Annotated in this window: 19 protein-coding genes; 14 read left to right on the forward strand and 5 right to left on the reverse strand. The window is 63.8% G+C overall.

Annotated elements, in window-relative coordinates:
* Positions 1-96: 96 nt before the first annotated feature.
* From CV103_RS01135 to CV103_RS01200, 14 genes are read left to right on the forward strand one after another with little or no spacing between them, the layout of a single operon-like run.
* A complete protein-coding gene (locus tag CV103_RS01135; protein ID WP_107393689.1) occupies positions 97-2202 on the forward strand; it encodes a conjugal transfer protein TraG in 2106 nt (701 codons plus the stop codon).
* Positions 2199-2612 (forward strand): CopG family transcriptional regulator, encoded by a 414-nt coding sequence (locus CV103_RS01140; RefSeq protein WP_342749142.1) that lies wholly within the window; start codon positions 2199-2201, stop codon positions 2610-2612. The genes CV103_RS01135 and CV103_RS01140 overlap by 4 nt, the downstream gene beginning before the upstream one ends.
* 41 nt (positions 2613-2653) lie before the next feature.
* Positions 2654-3586 carry a P-type conjugative transfer ATPase TrbB gene (trbB, locus tag CV103_RS01145; protein WP_107393726.1) on the forward strand — a complete coding sequence of 311 codons (933 nt, stop codon included), beginning with the start codon at positions 2654-2656 and terminating at the stop codon, positions 3584-3586.
* 1 nt (position 3587) lies between these two features.
* The gene (locus CV103_RS01150; protein WP_107393690.1) at positions 3588-3923 is read left to right on the forward strand and encodes a TrbC/VirB2 family type IV secretion system protein; all 336 of its coding nucleotides are present in this window, start codon (positions 3588-3590) and stop codon (positions 3921-3923) included.
* The gene (locus CV103_RS01155; RefSeq protein WP_107393691.1) at positions 3923-4210 is read left to right on the forward strand and encodes a VirB3 family type IV secretion system protein; all 288 of its coding nucleotides are present in this window, start codon (positions 3923-3925) and stop codon (positions 4208-4210) included. The genes CV103_RS01150 and CV103_RS01155 overlap by 1 nt, the downstream gene beginning before the upstream one ends.
* Complete coding sequence (trbE, locus tag CV103_RS01160) at positions 4204-6672, forward strand: conjugal transfer protein TrbE (RefSeq protein WP_107393692.1); 2469 nt, start codon at positions 4204-4206, stop codon at positions 6670-6672. Before CV103_RS01155 ends, trbE begins: the two co-directional genes overlap by 7 nt.
* Positions 6669-7400 (forward strand): P-type conjugative transfer protein TrbJ, encoded by a 732-nt coding sequence (trbJ, locus tag CV103_RS01165; RefSeq protein WP_107393693.1) that lies wholly within the window; start codon positions 6669-6671, stop codon positions 7398-7400. Before trbE ends, trbJ begins: the two co-directional genes overlap by 4 nt.
* 27 nt (positions 7401-7427) lie before the next feature.
* Positions 7428-8765, forward strand: coding sequence for a P-type conjugative transfer protein TrbL (gene trbL / locus CV103_RS01170; RefSeq protein WP_107393694.1), 1338 nt, complete (start codon positions 7428-7430; stop codon positions 8763-8765).
* A gap of 6 nt (positions 8766-8771) precedes the next feature.
* Positions 8772-9599: a conjugal transfer protein TrbF gene (gene trbF / locus CV103_RS01175; protein WP_107393695.1), complete on the forward strand. Its 828-nt coding sequence runs from the start codon at positions 8772-8774 to the stop codon at positions 9597-9599.
* Positions 9596-10573 (forward strand): P-type conjugative transfer protein TrbG, encoded by a 978-nt coding sequence (gene trbG, locus CV103_RS01180; protein WP_107393696.1) that lies wholly within the window; start codon positions 9596-9598, stop codon positions 10571-10573. Before trbF ends, trbG begins: the two co-directional genes overlap by 4 nt.
* Positions 10570-11844 carry a TraB/TrbI/VirB10 family type IV secretion system protein gene (locus CV103_RS01185; protein WP_107393697.1) on the forward strand — a complete coding sequence of 425 codons (1275 nt, stop codon included), beginning with the start codon at positions 10570-10572 and terminating at the stop codon, positions 11842-11844. Before trbG ends, CV103_RS01185 begins: the two co-directional genes overlap by 4 nt.
* 14 nt (positions 11845-11858) lie before the next feature.
* On the forward strand, positions 11859-12080 hold the full coding sequence (locus tag CV103_RS01190) for a DUF2274 domain-containing protein (RefSeq protein ID WP_107393698.1): 222 nt from the start codon (positions 11859-11861) through the stop codon (positions 12078-12080).
* The gene (locus CV103_RS01195; RefSeq protein WP_107393699.1) at positions 12077-12421 is read left to right on the forward strand and encodes a DUF736 domain-containing protein; all 345 of its coding nucleotides are present in this window, start codon (positions 12077-12079) and stop codon (positions 12419-12421) included. The genes CV103_RS01190 and CV103_RS01195 overlap by 4 nt, the downstream gene beginning before the upstream one ends.
* 2 nt (positions 12422-12423) lie before the next feature.
* The gene (locus tag CV103_RS01200) at positions 12424-12648 is read left to right on the forward strand and encodes a helix-turn-helix transcriptional regulator (protein WP_107393700.1); all 225 of its coding nucleotides are present in this window, start codon (positions 12424-12426) and stop codon (positions 12646-12648) included.
* 14 nt (positions 12649-12662) lie between these two features.
* Here CV103_RS01200 and arsH read toward each other — a convergent pair whose 3' ends face one another.
* From arsH to CV103_RS01225, 5 genes are read right to left on the reverse strand one after another with little or no spacing between them, the layout of a single operon-like run.
* On the reverse strand, positions 12663-13409 hold the full coding sequence (arsH, locus tag CV103_RS01205; RefSeq protein ID WP_107393701.1) for an arsenical resistance protein ArsH: 747 nt from the start codon (positions 13407-13409) through the stop codon (positions 12663-12665).
* On the reverse strand, positions 13406-14482 hold the full coding sequence (arsB, locus tag CV103_RS01210; RefSeq protein ID WP_107393702.1) for an ACR3 family arsenite efflux transporter: 1077 nt from the start codon (positions 14480-14482) through the stop codon (positions 13406-13408). Before arsB ends, arsH begins: the two co-directional genes overlap by 4 nt.
* Positions 14483-14489: 7 nt before the next feature.
* Positions 14490-14918 carry an arsenate reductase (glutaredoxin) gene (gene arsC / locus CV103_RS01215; protein ID WP_107393703.1) on the reverse strand — a complete coding sequence of 143 codons (429 nt, stop codon included), beginning with the start codon at positions 14916-14918 and terminating at the stop codon, positions 14490-14492.
* Entirely contained in the window at positions 14908-15435 is a 528-nt protein-coding gene (locus CV103_RS01220; protein WP_107393704.1) for an arsenate reductase ArsC, read from the reverse strand. Before CV103_RS01220 ends, arsC begins: the two co-directional genes overlap by 11 nt.
* Positions 15432-15785: an ArsR/SmtB family transcription factor gene (locus CV103_RS01225; protein WP_107393705.1), complete on the reverse strand. Its 354-nt coding sequence runs from the start codon at positions 15783-15785 to the stop codon at positions 15432-15434. The genes CV103_RS01220 and CV103_RS01225 overlap by 4 nt, the downstream gene beginning before the upstream one ends.
* Positions 15786-16076 lie beyond the last annotated feature (291 nt).

Below are 16076 nucleotides of genomic sequence, written 5' to 3' on the forward strand. Positions count from 1 at the left end.
CGGGACCACTGGGGGTATCACGCTGCCTTCCTGACCTGACGCAGCTTGAGTTCCGTTCGCGCCGCACTCCGCGGCCGGCGAGTCGGAACCAGGAACATGACCCCCACAAAGCTGCTTCTCGGACAGATTTTCGTTGTCTTCGCTATCGTCATCCTCGGCCTTTGGGCAGCGACCCAATGGGCCGCATCAATGCTCGGCTATCAGGCGCAGCTTGGCGCGCCGTGGGCTACCCCGTTCGGCGTGCCGGTCTATCGGCCGTGGCAGCTTTTCGGCTGGTGGTATCATTATGATGCCTATGCCCCGCAAGTCTTCGACAAGGCGGGGATGCTGGCGGGCGCGAGCGGATTCCTCGGCTGCGCTTCCGCCATTATCGGCTCGCTCTGGCGCGCCAGGCAGAACCGGAACGTCACCACCTATGGTTCCTCCCGCTGGGCGGAACGCGGCGAGATCGCGAAGGCCGGGCTGTTCGACAATGCCGGCGTGTTTCTTGGCCGCTATCGCGGTAATTATCTGCGCCATGACGGTCCCGAGCATGTCATGGCCTTCGCGCCGACCCGTTCGGGTAAGGGCGTCGGCCTCGTCGTGCCGTCGCTATTGTCCTGGACCGGCAGCGTGGTGGTCCATGACATCAAAGGGGAGAACTGGACCCTGACTGCCGGCTGGCGGTCGCGCTTTTCGCATTGCCTGCTGTTCAACCCGACCGATCCCCGTTCGGCGCGTTACAATCCGCTGCTGGAGGTCCGCAAAGGGCCGGATGAGGTCCGCGACGTTCAGAACATCGCGGATATTCTTGTTGACCCCGAAGGCGCGCTGGAACGCCGCTCGCATTGGGAAAAGACTTCGCACTCGCTGCTAGTCGGCGCGATCCTGCACGTCCTCTATGCGGAGGAAGAAAAGACCCTCGCGCGCGTCGCGACCTTCCTCTCCGATCCGCAGCGGTCGTTCGCCCACACGCTGCGGCGGATGATGGCGACCAACCATCTCGGCACCAAGGAGCATCCGCAGGTCCACCCCGTCGTCGCATCGGCCGCGCGCGAGGTGTTGAACAAGAGCGAGAACGAACGCAGCGGCGTCTTGTCGACCGCCATGTCGTTTCTTGGCCTCTATCGCGACCCGATTATCGCGCGGAACACGGCGGCGTGCGACTGGCGCATCGCCGATCTTGTCGACGCCAAATCGCCGGTGTCGCTCTATCTGGTCATTCCGCCCAGCGACATTTCCCGCACGAAACCGCTGGTTCGTCTGGTGCTGAACCAGATCGGCCGCCGGCTTACCGAACGGCTCGAAGGCGACCCCAAAAAGAGCCGCAAGCATCAACTGCTGATGATGCTGGACGAGTTTCCGGCGCTGGGACGGCTCGACTTCTTTGAGACCGCGCTCGCCTTCATGGCCGGCTACGGCATCCGCGCCTATCTGATCGCGCAATCCCTCAACCAGATCAGCAAAGCCTATGGCGAGAACAATGCCATATTGGACAATTGCCACGTCCGCATCGCGTTTTCGTCCAACGACGAGCGCACTGCCAAGCGGATCAGCGACGCGCTCGGCACCGCGACGGAATTGCGTGCCCAGCGCAACTATGCCGGCCATCGCCTCGCGCCCTGGCTCAGCCATGTCATGGTGTCGCGGCAGGAGACCGCCCGTCCGCTGCTGACGCCCGGCGAGGTGATGCAGCTTCCGCCTGCCGACGAACTTGTGCTGGTATCCGGCCTGCCACCGATCCGGGCGAAGAAGCTTCGCTATTATCAGGACCGCAATTTCACATCGCGGGTGCTGCCGCCGCCCGATCTTGATGGCGGCGGCAGTGGGGGAGCCGGCAGCGGCGATGGGAATGATGGTGGGAATGGCGGCGTCGGCGGTGCGGCATATCACGACCGGCCCGCTCCGCGCCCCGATGACTGGGGTGGTGAGGTGCGCGGCCTCCATGACGGGTTGATCCCCGCCGCCGAGGACGAAGGCGCCGCGCTCGATGAAGATTCCGAAGGCGGCTTGCAGCAGCAGCGGCATCCCGGCCTCGAAGAACAGGCGGAGACGCCGTCCGAGCGCGAACCAGAGCTGACGCCGGGAGATGACGATGATGGCGATCCCGTCGCCGACCAACGCGCAATGACCGGCCTTGGCACTGTCGCTCGTGCCGTCGCCATCAATGAAGGGAAGTCGCGCGGCGACGATCTTCTCCCCGGCTTCGACGGGGACGAATGATGCGGAACCGAGACAAGGTGCGTTATCAGCTTTTCCTCGAACCGCGCCTCGCGGAGCGGCTGGAGGAGATCGCCGCCAAGCCCGGCGTGGCGCGCTCCGACATATTGGTGGCTGCTCTCGATGCCTGGCTGACCCGGCAAGGCAGTCACGAACTGGACGATCGCTTTGGCGGCCGGCTCGACCGGATGAGCCTTCAGATCGGCCGCGTCGGGCGTGACGTTCAGGTGCTTCTGGAAAGCCTCTCGCTTTTCATCCACCAGCAATATTGCCTCAATGCCCAGCTTCCCGAACCCGATGCCGCTGCCCGCGCCATCGGCCGGGACCGCTTCGACCGCTTCATCGCGCAAGTCGGCCGCCAGATGGCGACCGGTGCGAAACCACTCGCACCTGCAAGCGAGGCGGCACGGTGACTGCTTCCGCCAATATGACGGCGCAGGGCCGCCGCCGCGCCATGCTCCGCACGGCGATGGGGCCGGCGATTTCCGCGGCGCTCGGCGATCCTCGTGTGATCGAGATCATGGTCAACCCCGATGGCACGCTCCGGCTCGACCTGCTCGGCGAAGGCCGCGTGGATACCGAACTGCGGGTCGAGCCTGCCGAAGCCGAACGCATCATTCGCTTGGTCGCCTCGCATATTCGGGCGGAGGTTCATGCCGGCGCGCCGATCGTCAGCGCCGAGCTGCCTGAAGGTGGCGAACGCTTCGAGGGGCTGTTGCCTCCGGTCTCGGCCGCGCCCTGCTTCTCGATCCGCAAGCCCGCCGCCCGCATCCATCGGCTGATGGACTATGTTGCCGACGGCATCATGCGCGCAGAGGTCGCGCTGGCGCTGTCGATGGCCGTGGTCGAGCGCAAGAATATCCTGGTTGCCGGCGGCACCTCATCGGGTAAGACGACGCTGGCGAATGCGCTTCTCAACGAAATGGCGACGCTCGACGAGCGGGTCATCATCATCGAAGACACGCGCGAACTGCAATGTGCCGCGCCCGATACCGTGGCGCTGCGCACCAAGGCCGGCACCGTGTCGATGGCCGATCTGGTGCGCTCGACGCTGCGCTTGCGCCCGGACCGGATCATCGTCGGCGAAGTCCGGGGCGGCGAAGCCCTCGACATGCTCAAGGCGTGGAATACCGGCCACCCCGGCGGCATCGCCACCGTCCACGCCAATAGCGCTCGCTCCGCGCTCTACCGGATCGAGCAGCTTGTCGCCGAGAGCGTCATCACCGTTCCGCGCCGCCTGATCGCTGACGCGATCGACCTTGTGGTGTTCATCTCCGGCCGGGGCACCGGCCGCAGAATCGAGACCGTTACCGAGGTCAGCGGTCTCGACGCCGACGGCGATTACGCCGTCACCGACCTTGCCATCCCCCATTGCTCTGGAGATTGAAATGCATATCACACCTCTGCCCGCATTCGCGCGCCTGCCGCACCGGCTTACGCTTGCCGCGAGTGCCGTCCTCATCCTCCCCGCCGCCGCGATGGCGGCCGGATCGGGAATGCCCTGGGAAGAACCGCTTCAGCAAGTGCTGGAATCGGTCCAGGGTCCGGTCGCCAAGATCGTCGCCGTTATCATAATCATCACCACCGGGCTGGCACTGGCCTTCGGCGAAACCAGCGGCGGCTTTCGCAAGCTGATCCAGATCGTATTTGGCCTGTCGATCGCCTTCGCCGCCAGTTCCTTCTTCTTGTCCTTCTTCAGTTTCGGCGGCGGGGCGCTGGTCTGATGGTGGTGGCCGCTTCCATCGCGCCCGCCACCTCCATCGAGGGCTTCGAGGTGCCGCTGCATCGCGCACTTACCGAACCGATCCTGCTCGGTGGTGCTCCCCGAGGGATCGCGATCCTCAACGGCACACTGGCGGCCGCGATGGGACTTGGCCTCCAGCAATGGATCGGGGGCCTGCTGCTCTGGCTGGTCGGGCACAGCCTCGCCGTCTTCGCGGCCAAGCGCGACCCCGATTTTGCGCCCGTCCTTGCCCGCCACCTCCGGCAAAAGGCGTATCTCTCATGCTGAACCTGAAGGAATATCGTGGACTATCCGACCGACTGGCCGATCATTTGCCGTGGGCTGCGTTGGTGGCGCCTGGCGTGGTGCTCAACAAGGATGGGAGCTTCCAGCGGACGTTCCGTTTTCGCGGTCCCGATCTGGAATCCGCTACCGAAGCCGAACTGGTCTCGGTCTGCGCGCGGGCGAACAACGCGCTGCGCCGGCTGGGGTCGGGCTGGGCCTTGTTCTTCGACGCCGAGCGCGCGCCCGCATTGGGTTATCCCGACAGCCAGTTTCCTGATGCGGCCTCCTGGCTGGTCGACGAGGAACGGCGTGGACATTTTGACGGCCGCAAGGGCGAGCATTTCGAGAGCCGCTATCACCTGACCCTCTGCTACCTGCCGCCCGCCGATCAGATCAGCCGGGCCGAACGGGCATTGCTGGAGCGCGAGCAGCCGCAACAGGATCGCGACTGGCGCACCGAACTGCGCGCCTTCATCGCCGAGAGTGATCGGCTATCCGACCTCCTGACCGGCATCATGCCGGAGGTTCGCGCGCTGGACGACAGCGAGACGCTGACCTTCCTGCACGGCTGCATTTCACCCAAAAGGCATCCCGTCGCGGCCCCTGAGACGCCGATGTATCTCGACGGGCTGCTGGTCGATACGCCGCTGTCCGGCGGCATCGAGCCGATGCTGGGGAACGGACACCTTCGCACGGTGACGGTGCTGGGATTTCCGAACGTAACTCGACCCGGCATCCTCGACGCACTCAATCGTCAGGGGTTCGCTTATCGCTGGGCGACACGCTTCATTGCGCTCGACAAGACGCAGGCCAACAAGGCGCTGACCCGCATCCGGCGGCAATGGTTCAATAAACGCAAGTCGATCGCGCAGATCATGCGCGAGGTAATGATGAACGAGCCGGTGCCGCTGACCGACAGCGATGCCGATAATAAGGTGGTCGATGCCGATCTCGCCTTGCAGGCGCTGGGCGGCGATCATGTCGCGTTCGGTTATTACACGGCGACGATCACCGTGTCCGATGAGGATAGCGCGGCGGCTGACGAAAAGCTCCGCATCGTCGAGCGGATCGTCAATGGCATCGGTTTCACCTGCATCCGGGAAACGGTGAACGCCGTGGAAGCCTGGCTCGGCAGTCTGCCCGGCCACGTTTATGCGAATGTCCGCCAACCGCTGGTCCACACGCTGAACCTCGCGCATCTGATGCCGCTGTCGTCAGTATGGGCAGGGCCGTCGCGCAACGATCATCTGGATGGGCCGCCGCTGCTCTATGCGGAGACCTGGGGTTCGACGCCGTTCCGCCTTTCCACCCATGTCGGCGACGTTGGCCATATGCTGGTTGTCGGCCCGACCGGAGCGGGCAAATCGGTGCTGCTGGCACTGCTCGCCTTGCAGTTCCGGCGCTATCCCGGCGCTCAGGTCTATATCTTCGACAAGGGGCTGTCTGCGCGCGCCACCGTGCTGGCGATGGGCGGCGAACATCATGCTCTGGGCGAGAGCGACGCACTGGCATTCCAGCCCTTGCGCAACATTCACGATGACGGCGAGCGGGCATGGGCGGCCGACTGGATCGCGGCCTTGCTCGCCCATGAGCGGGTCGATGTGACGCCGGAGGTCAAGGAAGCGCTTTGGTCGGCGCTCACCAGCCTTGCCAGCGCGCCGCCCGAACAGCGCACGCTCACCGGCCTTGCGGTTCTACTCCAGTCCAACGCGCTCAAGGCCGCGCTCATGCCCTATACGCTCGAAGGGCCATTCGGGCGGCTGCTCGATGCGGCGGAAAACGCCCTGGACCTGTCGGATGTTCAGTGCTTCGAGACCGAAGCGCTGATGAACTCAGGCAGCGTCGTGCTGCCGGTGCTAACCTATTTGTTCCACCGGCTCGAAGAACGCTTCGACGGGCGGCCGACGCTGCTCATTCTCGATGAAGCCTGGGTATTTCTCGACAATCCACTGTTCGCCCAGCGCATCCGCGAATGGCTGAAGGTTCTGCGCAAGAAGAATGTCAGCGTCATCTTCGCCACGCAGAGCCTCGCGGACATTGCCGACAGCAGCATCGCGCCCGCGATCATCGAAAGCTGCCCGCAACGCATCCTGCTTCCCAATGACCGGGCGATCGAGCCGCAGGCCCGCACCACCTATGAGCGGTTCGGCCTCAACGACACGCAGATCGAACTGATCGCCCGCGCCACGCCGAAGCGGCATTATTATCTGCAATCCCGGCGCGGCAATCGCCTGTTCGAGCTGACGCTGGGGCCGATCGCCGTGGCGCTGTGCGGCGCCTCCGATCCCGACACGCAAAGCCTGATCGATCGTCTGCTCGCGGAACAGGGCGAGGTCGGGTTCGCCGCTGCCTTTCTTGAAGCGCGCCGCCTCGGCTGGGCGGCCGGTCTTCTCCGAGACTTCCCCGGCGCGAACAGCGCCGGGGGAGACCCCTTCATCCCCCAGCAGAAGGAGCTACCCTCATGAAAACCAATATCCTTGCCGCGTGCTGTGCTGCGACCGCCATGATCGGCACCGCCATCGTGCCGACCGCACCCGCGCACGCGCAATTTGGCGGCGTGGTGTTCGATCCGTCGAACTACGCACAGAATGTCCTGACCGCGGCGCGCACCCTCCAGCAGATCAACAATCAGATCCGGGCGCTCCAGAACCAGGCGACGATGCTCACCAATATGGCGAAGCACCTCCAACGCCTCGACTTCTCATCGTTGGCGCAGATCACCCACTCAATGCAGCGCATCGACACGCTGATGATGCAGGCGGAGGGCATCGCGTTCGATCTCGGATCGACCGATAACGCGCTGCGGACACAATTTCCCGCCGACTTCGATCAAACGCTGTCGACCAGCGACATCATCGCCCAGGCGCGCGCGCGGTTGCAGGCGTCGATGAAAGCCTACCGGCAGACCATGCGCGTTCAGGCGCAGGTCGTGGAGAATGTCCAGGGCGACGCCGCACTGCTCTCGGAACTGGTATCGCAAAGCCAATCAGCGACTGGCGACTTGCAGGCGCAACAGGCGACCAACCAGCTCATTGCGCTGTCCACCAAGCAGCAGCTCCAAATCCAGAACATGATGGCGGCCCAGTATCGTGCCGATGCGATCGAGCGCGCCCGCCAGCAACAGGCGCTCGAAGCCGCGCGTGAGACCACGCGGCGCTTCATCGGCGAACGCGACATCTACACGCGCAACTGACGGCGACCGGAAAGGCGGCACACGGCCATGAACCCCGATCTCAACATCATCGACAACTTCCTGGCCGTCTTCACGACCTACATCGACAGCGGCTTTGGCCTCCTGTCCGGGGATGTCGCCTTTCTTACCACCGTCCTGATCGGCATCGACGTGACTCTGGCCGCGCTCTGGTGGGCGATGGACAATGATTCTGACGTGCTTGGCCGCCTTATCAAGAAGACACTCTATGTCGGTGCCTTCGCCTTCATTATCGGCAATTTCAACACGCTTGCCGACATCATCTTTCGCAGCTTTTCCGGGCTTGGCATCACCGCGTCGGGAGGCGGTATGTCGGCCGCCGACCTGCTCCGTCCGGGCGCGATCGGGGGCACGGGGTTCAAAGCAGCGTGGCCGCTTCTGGTTAAGGTCGGGACGCTTTCCGGCTTTCCCGAGTTCTTCGGCAACTTCCTCACCATCGCCGTTCTGCTCGTGTGCTGGTTTCTGGTGGTGCTGGCCTTCCTGGGCATGGCCGTGCAGGTCTTCATCACCATCATTGAGTTCAAGCTGACGACGCTCGCCGGGTTCGTGCTGGTGCCGTTCGCACTGTGGAATAAGACCAGCTTCCTCGCCGAGCGGGTGCTGGGCGGTGTCATATCGTCAGGCATCAAGATCATGGTGCTGGCGGTCATTATCGGCATCGGCACCAACTTCTTCGCGCAGCTCAACAGCCTGGTCGGAGCCGATCCCGGTATCGCGGAAGCCTTGAGCCTGTTGATGGGCGCGCTGACGCTGGTCGGCCTCGCCATCTTCGGTCCCTCAATTGCCTCCGGTCTCGTTACGGGCGCACCGCAACTCGGCGCGGGTGCGGCCGTCGGCACGGTGGCGGGCGCAGCGCTGGCCACTGGCGGCGCGGCGATGCTCGGCACTCGCGCTGCGATGGCTGGCGCCTCTGGCGGCATGGCTGCGATCCGGGCCGGAACCGCGATGGGCTCCGCCGGCGCCACCGCTTATCGGCTCGGGCAGGAAACTTCCGGCAGCAGCACGATGCGCGCCGGTATGGGTGGCATCGGCACCGCAATCGGTGGCGCGACATCGCAAGGATTGAAGGCAGCGGCCGCGCGCGTCACGGCACCATTCAGGGACGCTGCCGGTCGCGGGCAGCAGGCTGCATGGCATGCCGGCCGCACGTCTTCGCCGTCTAGCGCATCGCCCGGCGCTTCGGTTGCGGGCGCGGCCGCCGGAGCAGCCGGTGGCGCTCCGGCCTGGGCGCGCAATCTGCGCTCCGAACAGGCTGCACGTCATCGCCGCCACATGGCGATGCAGACGGTCAAGGACGGCGATCGTCCCGGTGGCTCGGCCAATCCCGACCTTAGCGACAAGGAGTGATTTTTCATGATCTTCAAGCGATCCATCCAGCGTTACGGGCGCACGCCCGAACCGGAAACCCCATATCAGCGTGCCGGCCAGCTCTGGGACGAGCGCATCGGCTCGGCGCGCGTGCAGGCGAAGAACTGGCGGCTCGTCGCCTTCGGATGTCTTGGTCTGACCGGCATCCTGATCGGCTCGAACGTCTGGCAATCGATGCAGAGCCGCGTCGCCCCCTACGTCGTTGAGGTGGATCGGCTCGGTGAAGCCCGCAGTGTAGCGCCGGCGATCCAGAACTATCAGCCCACCGACGGGCAGATCGCCTGGTTCCTGAGCCGGTTCATATCGAACGTGCGGTCGGTCTCCACCGACCCGGTATTGGTCAAGCGCAACTGGCTTGATGCATACGACTTCGCTACCGACCGCGCGGCGATTTTCCTCAACGAATATGCCCGTAGCAACGATCCGTTCGCGGGTATCGGCCAGCGCAGCGTATCGGTGCAGGTGACGAGTGTGGTCCGCGCCTCCGACACCAGCTTTCAGGTTAAGTGGACCGAAAGCATCTACGAGCGTGGCAGCTTGGCCAGAACCGAACGCTGGACCGCCATGCTGACGGTGAAGATGCAGCCGCCCAAAACTGCCGATGCGCTCCGCAAGAATCCACTCGGCCTGTTCGTCAACGCTATCGACTGGGCACGGGAACTCGAAGGCCCGCCGGCGACGGCGGACCAGCAGCCTCCGCAGCAGCCCATCGTTCCGGCTCCAACAACGCCGACCGCAATGCCCGTGCAGGATAGCGCGCCGGTTCAGGCCGCGTCGGCCAGTCCCGCCAATGAAGGAGATTCCGCCCCATGACCCGGATCATTGTCCTGTCCGTCTCGGCACTGGCGTTGTCCGCCTGTGCCGGCAAGACGACACCGCCGGCGATCAGCTATGACACCGCTGACTTCCAGCCCGCGCACCAAGAAGCCGAACCGCCCAGGCCGGTCGAGATCGTCGAACAGCCAGTGCCGCTTCCCTTGCCGGGGCAGCTATTGCCGCCGCCATCGGTGAAGGCCGACAACAGCCCTCCCACCGCACGGGTGGAAGCCGCGAACCGCGCCGCCACGCGCGAGCCGTCGAGAGCGGGTTATATTAATGCCGTGCAGGTCTATCCCTGGACCGAAGGAGCACTTTACCGGCTCTATGCCGCACCCGAACGGGTGAGCGACATCGCGTTGCAGCCTGGCGAGAAGCTGGTGGCGGTTTCGGCCGGTGACACGGTGCGTTGGGTTATCGGTGACACTGCAAGCGGCGCTGGAGATCAGGCCCGCGTGCATGTGCTGGTCAAGCCGTTTGCGCCGGGGTTGGCGACCAACATGGTCATCACCACCGATCGCCGCGCCTATCATCTGGCGCTCGAAAGCACCGACAGGACGGCGATGGCCGCTATAAGCTGGACCTATCCGCAAGACCGGCTTGTGGCGCTTCAGCGCCAGAACCAACAGGCCGAGCAGGCGCAGCCGGTGGCCGATGGCATATCGCTCACCAACCTGCGCTTCCGCTACGAGATCACGGGTGACAGCCCGCCGTGGCGGCCGGTTCGCGCCTGGGATGACGGGAATAAGGTCTATATCGAGTTTCCCGCGCGACTCGATCAGGGGGAAGCGCCGCCGTTGTTCGTGGTCGGCCCGCTCGGTGACAGCCAGCTCGTCAACTACCGCGTCAGCGGCAACCATTACATCGTCGACCGCCTGTTCGCGGCGGCTGAATTGCGTCTCGGCGAAAACCCGCAAGCCGTCGTGCGGATCAGCCGAACTGACGGTCAGGCCGGGAGGACGCGGAAATGAGCGAGCCGCCCGTTGATCCGATCGCGCCGGAGCCGGAAGCGCAAGCCGCGTCGCCCGCGCCGCCCTCAAAAGCCGCGCCCGACACCTTGGTTCTGCGCGCCAGCCCCCGCCGTGTGGTGCGCTTCCGGCGGGGCGTCATCATCGGCGGCGCGGCCGTCGGTTCGCTCGCCATTGCCGGCGTCGCCTGGATGGCGCTGGGGCCGAAGACGCTCCAGATCGTCGCGGCCGGCGAGGACAAGGCCATCACCGACCGGCATACTCCCGCCGATCAGGTGATGAACCTGCCGGGCAGCTATGGCGAGGTCGCGCGCGGCGTCCCGGTGCTGGGAGCGCCGCTCCCCGGAGACCTGGGTAAGCCGATCCTTGATCGCCAGCGCCAGCTTGCAGGCGATGACCCCACACCGGCGATGACCCCTGAGGAACAGGCCGCAGAAGCCGAACGCCAGCGTCTCGCTGGGCAAGCCGCGCAGGCCCGCGAGGCCGGCGTCATGGTGCAGTCGTCGGGCCGTTCGACGGGCACTGCCATGGCCTTCAGCCAGAGCGCCGCTGACGTCCCTATCGCTCCGGAGCCACCGGCCGCGAGCGATCGCCTCGCGCTCGACCCGGAGCACGATCAGAACAACCAGCAGCGCAAGCTGGATTTTGTCGGGCGGCAGGCGTCGGGCGGGATCTATAACGCCCATGTGCTGGAGACACCGGCATCGCCCTATCAGGTGATGGCGGGGAGCGTCATCGCCGCCAGTCTGCTCACCGGGCTTAATTCCGACCTGCCGGGCATGGTCATCGCGCAGGTGACGGAGAATGTATTCGACACCGTGACGGGGCGGACCCTGCTCATTCCCCAGGGCGCCCGTCTGATCGGTAGCTATGATAGCGTCGTGGCGTTTGGACAGAGCCGTGCGCTGCTCGTCTGGCAGCGGATCATACTGCCCGATGGCTCCTCCATCCAGATCGACAATCTGCCTGCTACCGATGCGGCGGGCTATGCCGGCCTTGAGGACAAGGTGGATTTCCACACCTGGCGCCTGCTCAAAGGTGTGGCGCTCTCGACGCTGCTCGGCGTCGGCACCGAAGTGTCGATCGGCGACGATGAAAGCGATCTTGTCCGCGCCGTCCGTCAGTCGACCCAGCAGTCCGCCAATCAGGCAGGGCAGCAGATCGTCACCAGGAATCTCAACATCCAGCCCACGATAACCGTCCGCCCCGGATGGCCGCTCCGCGTGATCGTTCACAAGGATTTGCAATTGCGGCCCTGGGGTGGCGCTCGCTGACAGGAGAACGCCCCATGCTCAAACTCGCCAAACTTCCAGACCGCACGCCGGTCAAGATCGCGATCACGGTGACACCGGACCTAGCGCACACCCTTGCCGACTACGCCGCGATCTACAATCGGGCCTATGCCGACAAGGCGGCGGTGGCCGACCTGATACCGGCGATGCTCGAAACCTTCCTCGCCAGCGACCGCGCATTTGCGAAAGCGCGCCGTGATGTGGAGAGCGGGACGTGAGGCGCCGCAGAGTCATCGGCCGTTTCAAGCGGTCGAAGCAAGGCGGTTGGGAGGGCGAAATCACCACGCTCACCATCCAGCGAAAAATCCGTCTCGTCCCCAACGACAATCGGGTCAGCGACAACGCGCCCGCGTTTCGTGTGATGCTGGGGTGGCAGACGGTTGGCGATGCCTGGGAGAAGGAATCGCGGAGCGATCCACCGCGCGATTATCTACGCGTCGAAATTGACGACCCATTTTATCCGCTCAAAGTCATGCTGTTCCCGGACGCGGAAGGCATGACCGCGCAGATGGTGTTGCCCTTTGCCCATGCATCCGCCGTTCCCCCGAATATGGGTTAGATATGACGGAGTTTTCCGAGCCTCCCGAACGCCTCCTGAAACTGGAAGAAGTCACGCGGCGCGTTGGTCTTGGAAAGTCGATGATCTACCGGCTTATCACCCAGGGACGTTTCCCCGCCCCCTACAAAATATCGCCTTATGCTTCCCGTTGGAGCGAGCATGAGATTGTCGCATGGATCGACAAGGTGAAAGATGGCTTTGAAGGGAAACGCCGCAAGTTCTGGTAGGGGCGTCGATCATGCTACCGCTTGCAAACCGCGATGCTTGAGATGTCGCGCGCCGGGTCAATGACAATATCGGCGGATTTGCGTTCGGAATAGCGATCTACGAGTTGATCGGCATGCGGCCGTAACAGGATAGTGAACCGTATCAATTCCTCCATCACATCCACGATGCGATCATAATAGCCTGACGGTTTCATTCGACCCGTTTCGTCAAACTCCTGAAACGCCTTGGCTACGCTCGACTGATTGGGGATCGTGAACATCCGCATCCAGCGGCCGAGCAGGCGCAGCGTATTGACCGCATTGAATGACTGCGAGCCGCCGGACACTTGCATCACCGCGAGAGTGCGTCCTTGCGTGGGGCGCATACCTTTCATTTCGAGCGGTAGATGGTCGATTTGCGCTTTCATGATGCTGCTTATCTGGCCGTGACGCTCCGGGCTGCACCACACCATGCCTTCCGACCACATGGCATGGTCGCGCAATTCGTGAACGGCGGGATGATCGTCCCCCTTCACCTGATCGGGCAATGGCAGATCAGCCGGATCGAAAATCCGCGTTTCCGCGCCGAACAATTGGAGCAGCCTTGCGGCTTCCTCGACAGCGTGGCGCGAGAAGGACCGTTCGCGCAAGCTACCATACAGGAGCAGGATGCGCGGCGGCGGATCGCCCGCACCAAGACCAACGGCGGGCCGCTCACGGATATAGCGGAGATCGAGGGCGGGCAGATGACGCGGATCGGAAAGCGCGCGGAGACGGGTCAAGCGATGGCTCCTTTCTCATACCAGCCGCGAGTCCGCTTCACGATGGCGACCACGGAGAGCATGACCGGAACCTCGACCAGCACCCCGACCACGGTTGCGAGCGCCGCCCCCGACTTGAGGCCGAACAGGCTGATTGCGGCGGCCACGGCCAGCTCGAAGAAATTGGATGCGCCGATGAGCGCGGAGGGCGCGGCGACGCACCACGCGACGCCAAAGCGGCGGCTTAGCCAATAGGCCAGCCCGGCGTTGAAATAGACTTGGATCAGAATGGGGACGGCCAGCAGGCCGATGACCAATGGCTGTTCAATGATCGCCTCGCCCTGAAAGCCGAACAGCAACACCAGCGTTGCCAGCAAGGCGACCAGCGACACAGGCCCAAGGCGAGCCAGCAGGCCGTCTAGGGCGGATTGCCCGCCTGCCGCCAACACAGCGCGCCGGACGAGCTGCGCGACGACCACCGGCACCACGATATAGAGGCCGACCGAAAGCAACAGCGTATCCCACGGCACCGTCACCGAAGCCACGCCGAGCAACAGCCCGACCAGCGGCGCGAACGCAAAGACCATGATGAGGTCATTCAAGGCGACCTGACTCAATGTGTAAGTCGGCTCACCGTCACACAGGTTGGACCAGACGAACACCATTGCCGTGCAGGGTGCGGCGGCAAGCAGGATCAGCCCGGCAATATATGACGATGCTTCGCCCGCTGGCAGTAGCGGCGCGAACAGCCAGCCGATGAACAGAGTGCCGAGCAGTGCCATCGAGAAGGGCTTGACCGCCCAGTTGATGAACAGGGTGACACCGACACCCTTCCAATGCTGCCTGACGCTTCCAAGCGCCCCAAAGTCGATTTTGAGCAGCATTGGCACGATCATCAGCCAGATCAGCACCGCGACCACGAGATTAACGCGGGCGACTTCGGCCGCTGCGATCACGCTGAACAGACCGGGTAGCGCATGGCCGAGCGCAATGCCCGCCACGATGCACAGCGCCACCCACAGGCTTAGATACCGCTCGAAAAAGGAAATGCCGGGACGAGACGGCACCGTGGCCGCAAGGGGAGCCGTTGACATATTCGCCTCAGATGACCCGTTGGCCTTGTTCATCCACGACCCGTTCGCCATCTTCCTTGGCGAACGCGCCCTGTTGCGGCACAGGCAACAGGTCCAGCACCGCTTCCGAAGGGCGGCACAATTTCACACCGAGCGGCGAGACGACCAGCGGCCGGTTGATAAGGATTGGATGCACCATCATCGCGTCTAACAAGGCGTCGTCGGTTAGGCTTTCGTCGCCCAAGCCAAGTTCAGCGTATGGTGTGCCTTTCTCGCGCAAGAGGTCGCGCGGCGCGATTCCCGCGCGTTCGATAAGCTGGACGAGCAAGGCGCGCGCAGGCGGCGTTTTCAGATACTCGATAATGTGCGGCTCGATCCCGGCATTGCGGATCAGGCCCAACACGTTCCGCGAGGTGCCGCACTCCGGGTTGTGATACACGATAATGTCAATCGGCATTGTTGCTTGCTTTCGGATGGGTAGTGCCTTCGGCTTGGCCGATTTCGCGGAGCTTGGCGGCGAGCGTCATGCGGTCGATGCTGTCATGGGGCAGCGCGAGGAACAGCGTGATACGATTCAGCATGTAGCGAAGGGCGCGGACAAAGGCTTCCCGCTGGCCTTCCCCTTCGACCTTGGCAGGATCTTCGATCCCCCAATGGGCCGTGATCGGCCGCCCCGGCCAAACCGGGCAGGTTTCGCCCGCAGCGTCGTCGCAGACAGTGATAATGAGGTCGATCTTCGGCGCACCCGAAGCCGCAAACTCATCCCAACTTTTGGAACGCAGCCCATCGGTCGGATAGCCGAGCGAGGCCAGCACGTTCAATGTCATCGGATGCACGTCGCCTTTCGGGAAGCTGCCCGCCGAGAAGGCCCGGAAGCGGCCTTCTCCCAGCTTGTTGAGCGCGCTTTCCGCCAAGATCGAACGGGCCGAATTGCCGGTGCAAAGGAACAGGACGTTGTAAACCTGATTGCTCATGCACAACCCTCCTGTCCGCACCGGCTGTCCAGCGCGACCTTGACGAGAGGCGCGCAGATTTCAGGATGCCCGGCGCAGCAATCCTGCATCAGATATTCGAGCAACGCGGTCATGTTCTCATATCGTGCGGTGTAGATAATCGACCGCCCATCCCGCCGACTTTCGATAAGGCCCGCGTGGGACAAGATGCTCAGGTTTGACGAAAGCGTGTTCGGCGGCACGTCGAGGCGACGGGCTATTTCGCCCGCCGCCATGCCTTCGTGGCCCGCTTGAACCAACATGCGGAAAGCAGCGAGACGCCCTTCATGGGCGAGAGCGGCGAGCGCGGAGAGGGCGTTCTTAAGTTCCATATTTCGACTATATAGGAAATTTCGATTCGAGCAACCTTCGGATGGCGTCGTAAATTGGCGCAAGTCCCGCTACCGAATATCAAATGCCCTGCGGCACCTCCGAGAATGTCTGCTCACATTGCGCCGTCGCAGGAGTTGCAGCCCAATTCAGGGACGCAGAACAAGCGATCGGTTAGTTGCTCAAAGGAGCCGGATTCATTATAGAAAGGGAGCCGATGATTTGATCGCCATGCGTTCGGATCAAGTGGAAGAACGGCAAAACTGCCCTGCGTGGTTTCCAGCGTGGCTTTC

The organism is Edaphosphingomonas fennica (assembly GCF_003034225.1).
GTDB lineage: Bacteria > Pseudomonadota > Alphaproteobacteria > Sphingomonadales > Sphingomonadaceae > Sphingomonas_E > Sphingomonas_E fennica.

What these genes read in the sequence shown, in the direction of transcription:
- CV103_RS01135 (WP_107393689.1), top strand. Translation starts at nt 97, where the DNA reads ATGACCCCCACAAAGCTGCTTCTCGGACAGATTTTCGTTGTCTTCGCT.
- CV103_RS01140 (WP_342749142.1), top strand. Translation starts at nt 2,199, where the DNA reads ATGATGCGGAACCGAGACAAGGTGCGTTATCAGCTTTTCCTCGAACCG.
- trbB (WP_107393726.1), top strand. Translation starts at nt 2,654, where the DNA reads ATGCTCCGCACGGCGATGGGGCCGGCGATTTCCGCGGCGCTCGGCGAT.
- CV103_RS01150 (WP_107393690.1), top strand. Translation starts at nt 3,588, where the DNA reads ATGCATATCACACCTCTGCCCGCATTCGCGCGCCTGCCGCACCGGCTT.
- CV103_RS01155 (WP_107393691.1), top strand. Translation starts at nt 3,923, where the DNA reads ATGGTGGTGGCCGCTTCCATCGCGCCCGCCACCTCCATCGAGGGCTTC.
- trbE (WP_107393692.1), top strand. Translation starts at nt 4,204, where the DNA reads ATGCTGAACCTGAAGGAATATCGTGGACTATCCGACCGACTGGCCGAT.
- trbJ (WP_107393693.1), top strand. Translation starts at nt 6,669, where the DNA reads ATGAAAACCAATATCCTTGCCGCGTGCTGTGCTGCGACCGCCATGATC.
- trbL (WP_107393694.1), top strand. Translation starts at nt 7,428, where the DNA reads ATGAACCCCGATCTCAACATCATCGACAACTTCCTGGCCGTCTTCACG.
- trbF (WP_107393695.1), top strand. Translation starts at nt 8,772, where the DNA reads ATGATCTTCAAGCGATCCATCCAGCGTTACGGGCGCACGCCCGAACCG.
- trbG (WP_107393696.1), top strand. Translation starts at nt 9,596, where the DNA reads ATGACCCGGATCATTGTCCTGTCCGTCTCGGCACTGGCGTTGTCCGCC.
- CV103_RS01185 (WP_107393697.1), top strand. Translation starts at nt 10,570, where the DNA reads ATGAGCGAGCCGCCCGTTGATCCGATCGCGCCGGAGCCGGAAGCGCAA.
- CV103_RS01190 (WP_107393698.1), top strand. Translation starts at nt 11,859, where the DNA reads ATGCTCAAACTCGCCAAACTTCCAGACCGCACGCCGGTCAAGATCGCG.
- CV103_RS01200 (WP_107393700.1), top strand. Translation starts at nt 12,424, where the DNA reads ATGACGGAGTTTTCCGAGCCTCCCGAACGCCTCCTGAAACTGGAAGAA.
- arsB (WP_107393702.1), bottom strand. Translation starts at nt 14,482, where the DNA reads ATGTCAACGGCTCCCCTTGCGGCCACGGTGCCGTCTCGTCCCGGCATT.
- arsC (WP_107393703.1), bottom strand. Translation starts at nt 14,918, where the DNA reads ATGCCGATTGACATTATCGTGTATCACAACCCGGAGTGCGGCACCTCG.
- CV103_RS01220 (WP_107393704.1), bottom strand. Translation starts at nt 15,435, where the DNA reads ATGAGCAATCAGGTTTACAACGTCCTGTTCCTTTGCACCGGCAATTCG.
- CV103_RS01225 (WP_107393705.1), bottom strand. Translation starts at nt 15,785, where the DNA reads ATGGAACTTAAGAACGCCCTCTCCGCGCTCGCCGCTCTCGCCCATGAA.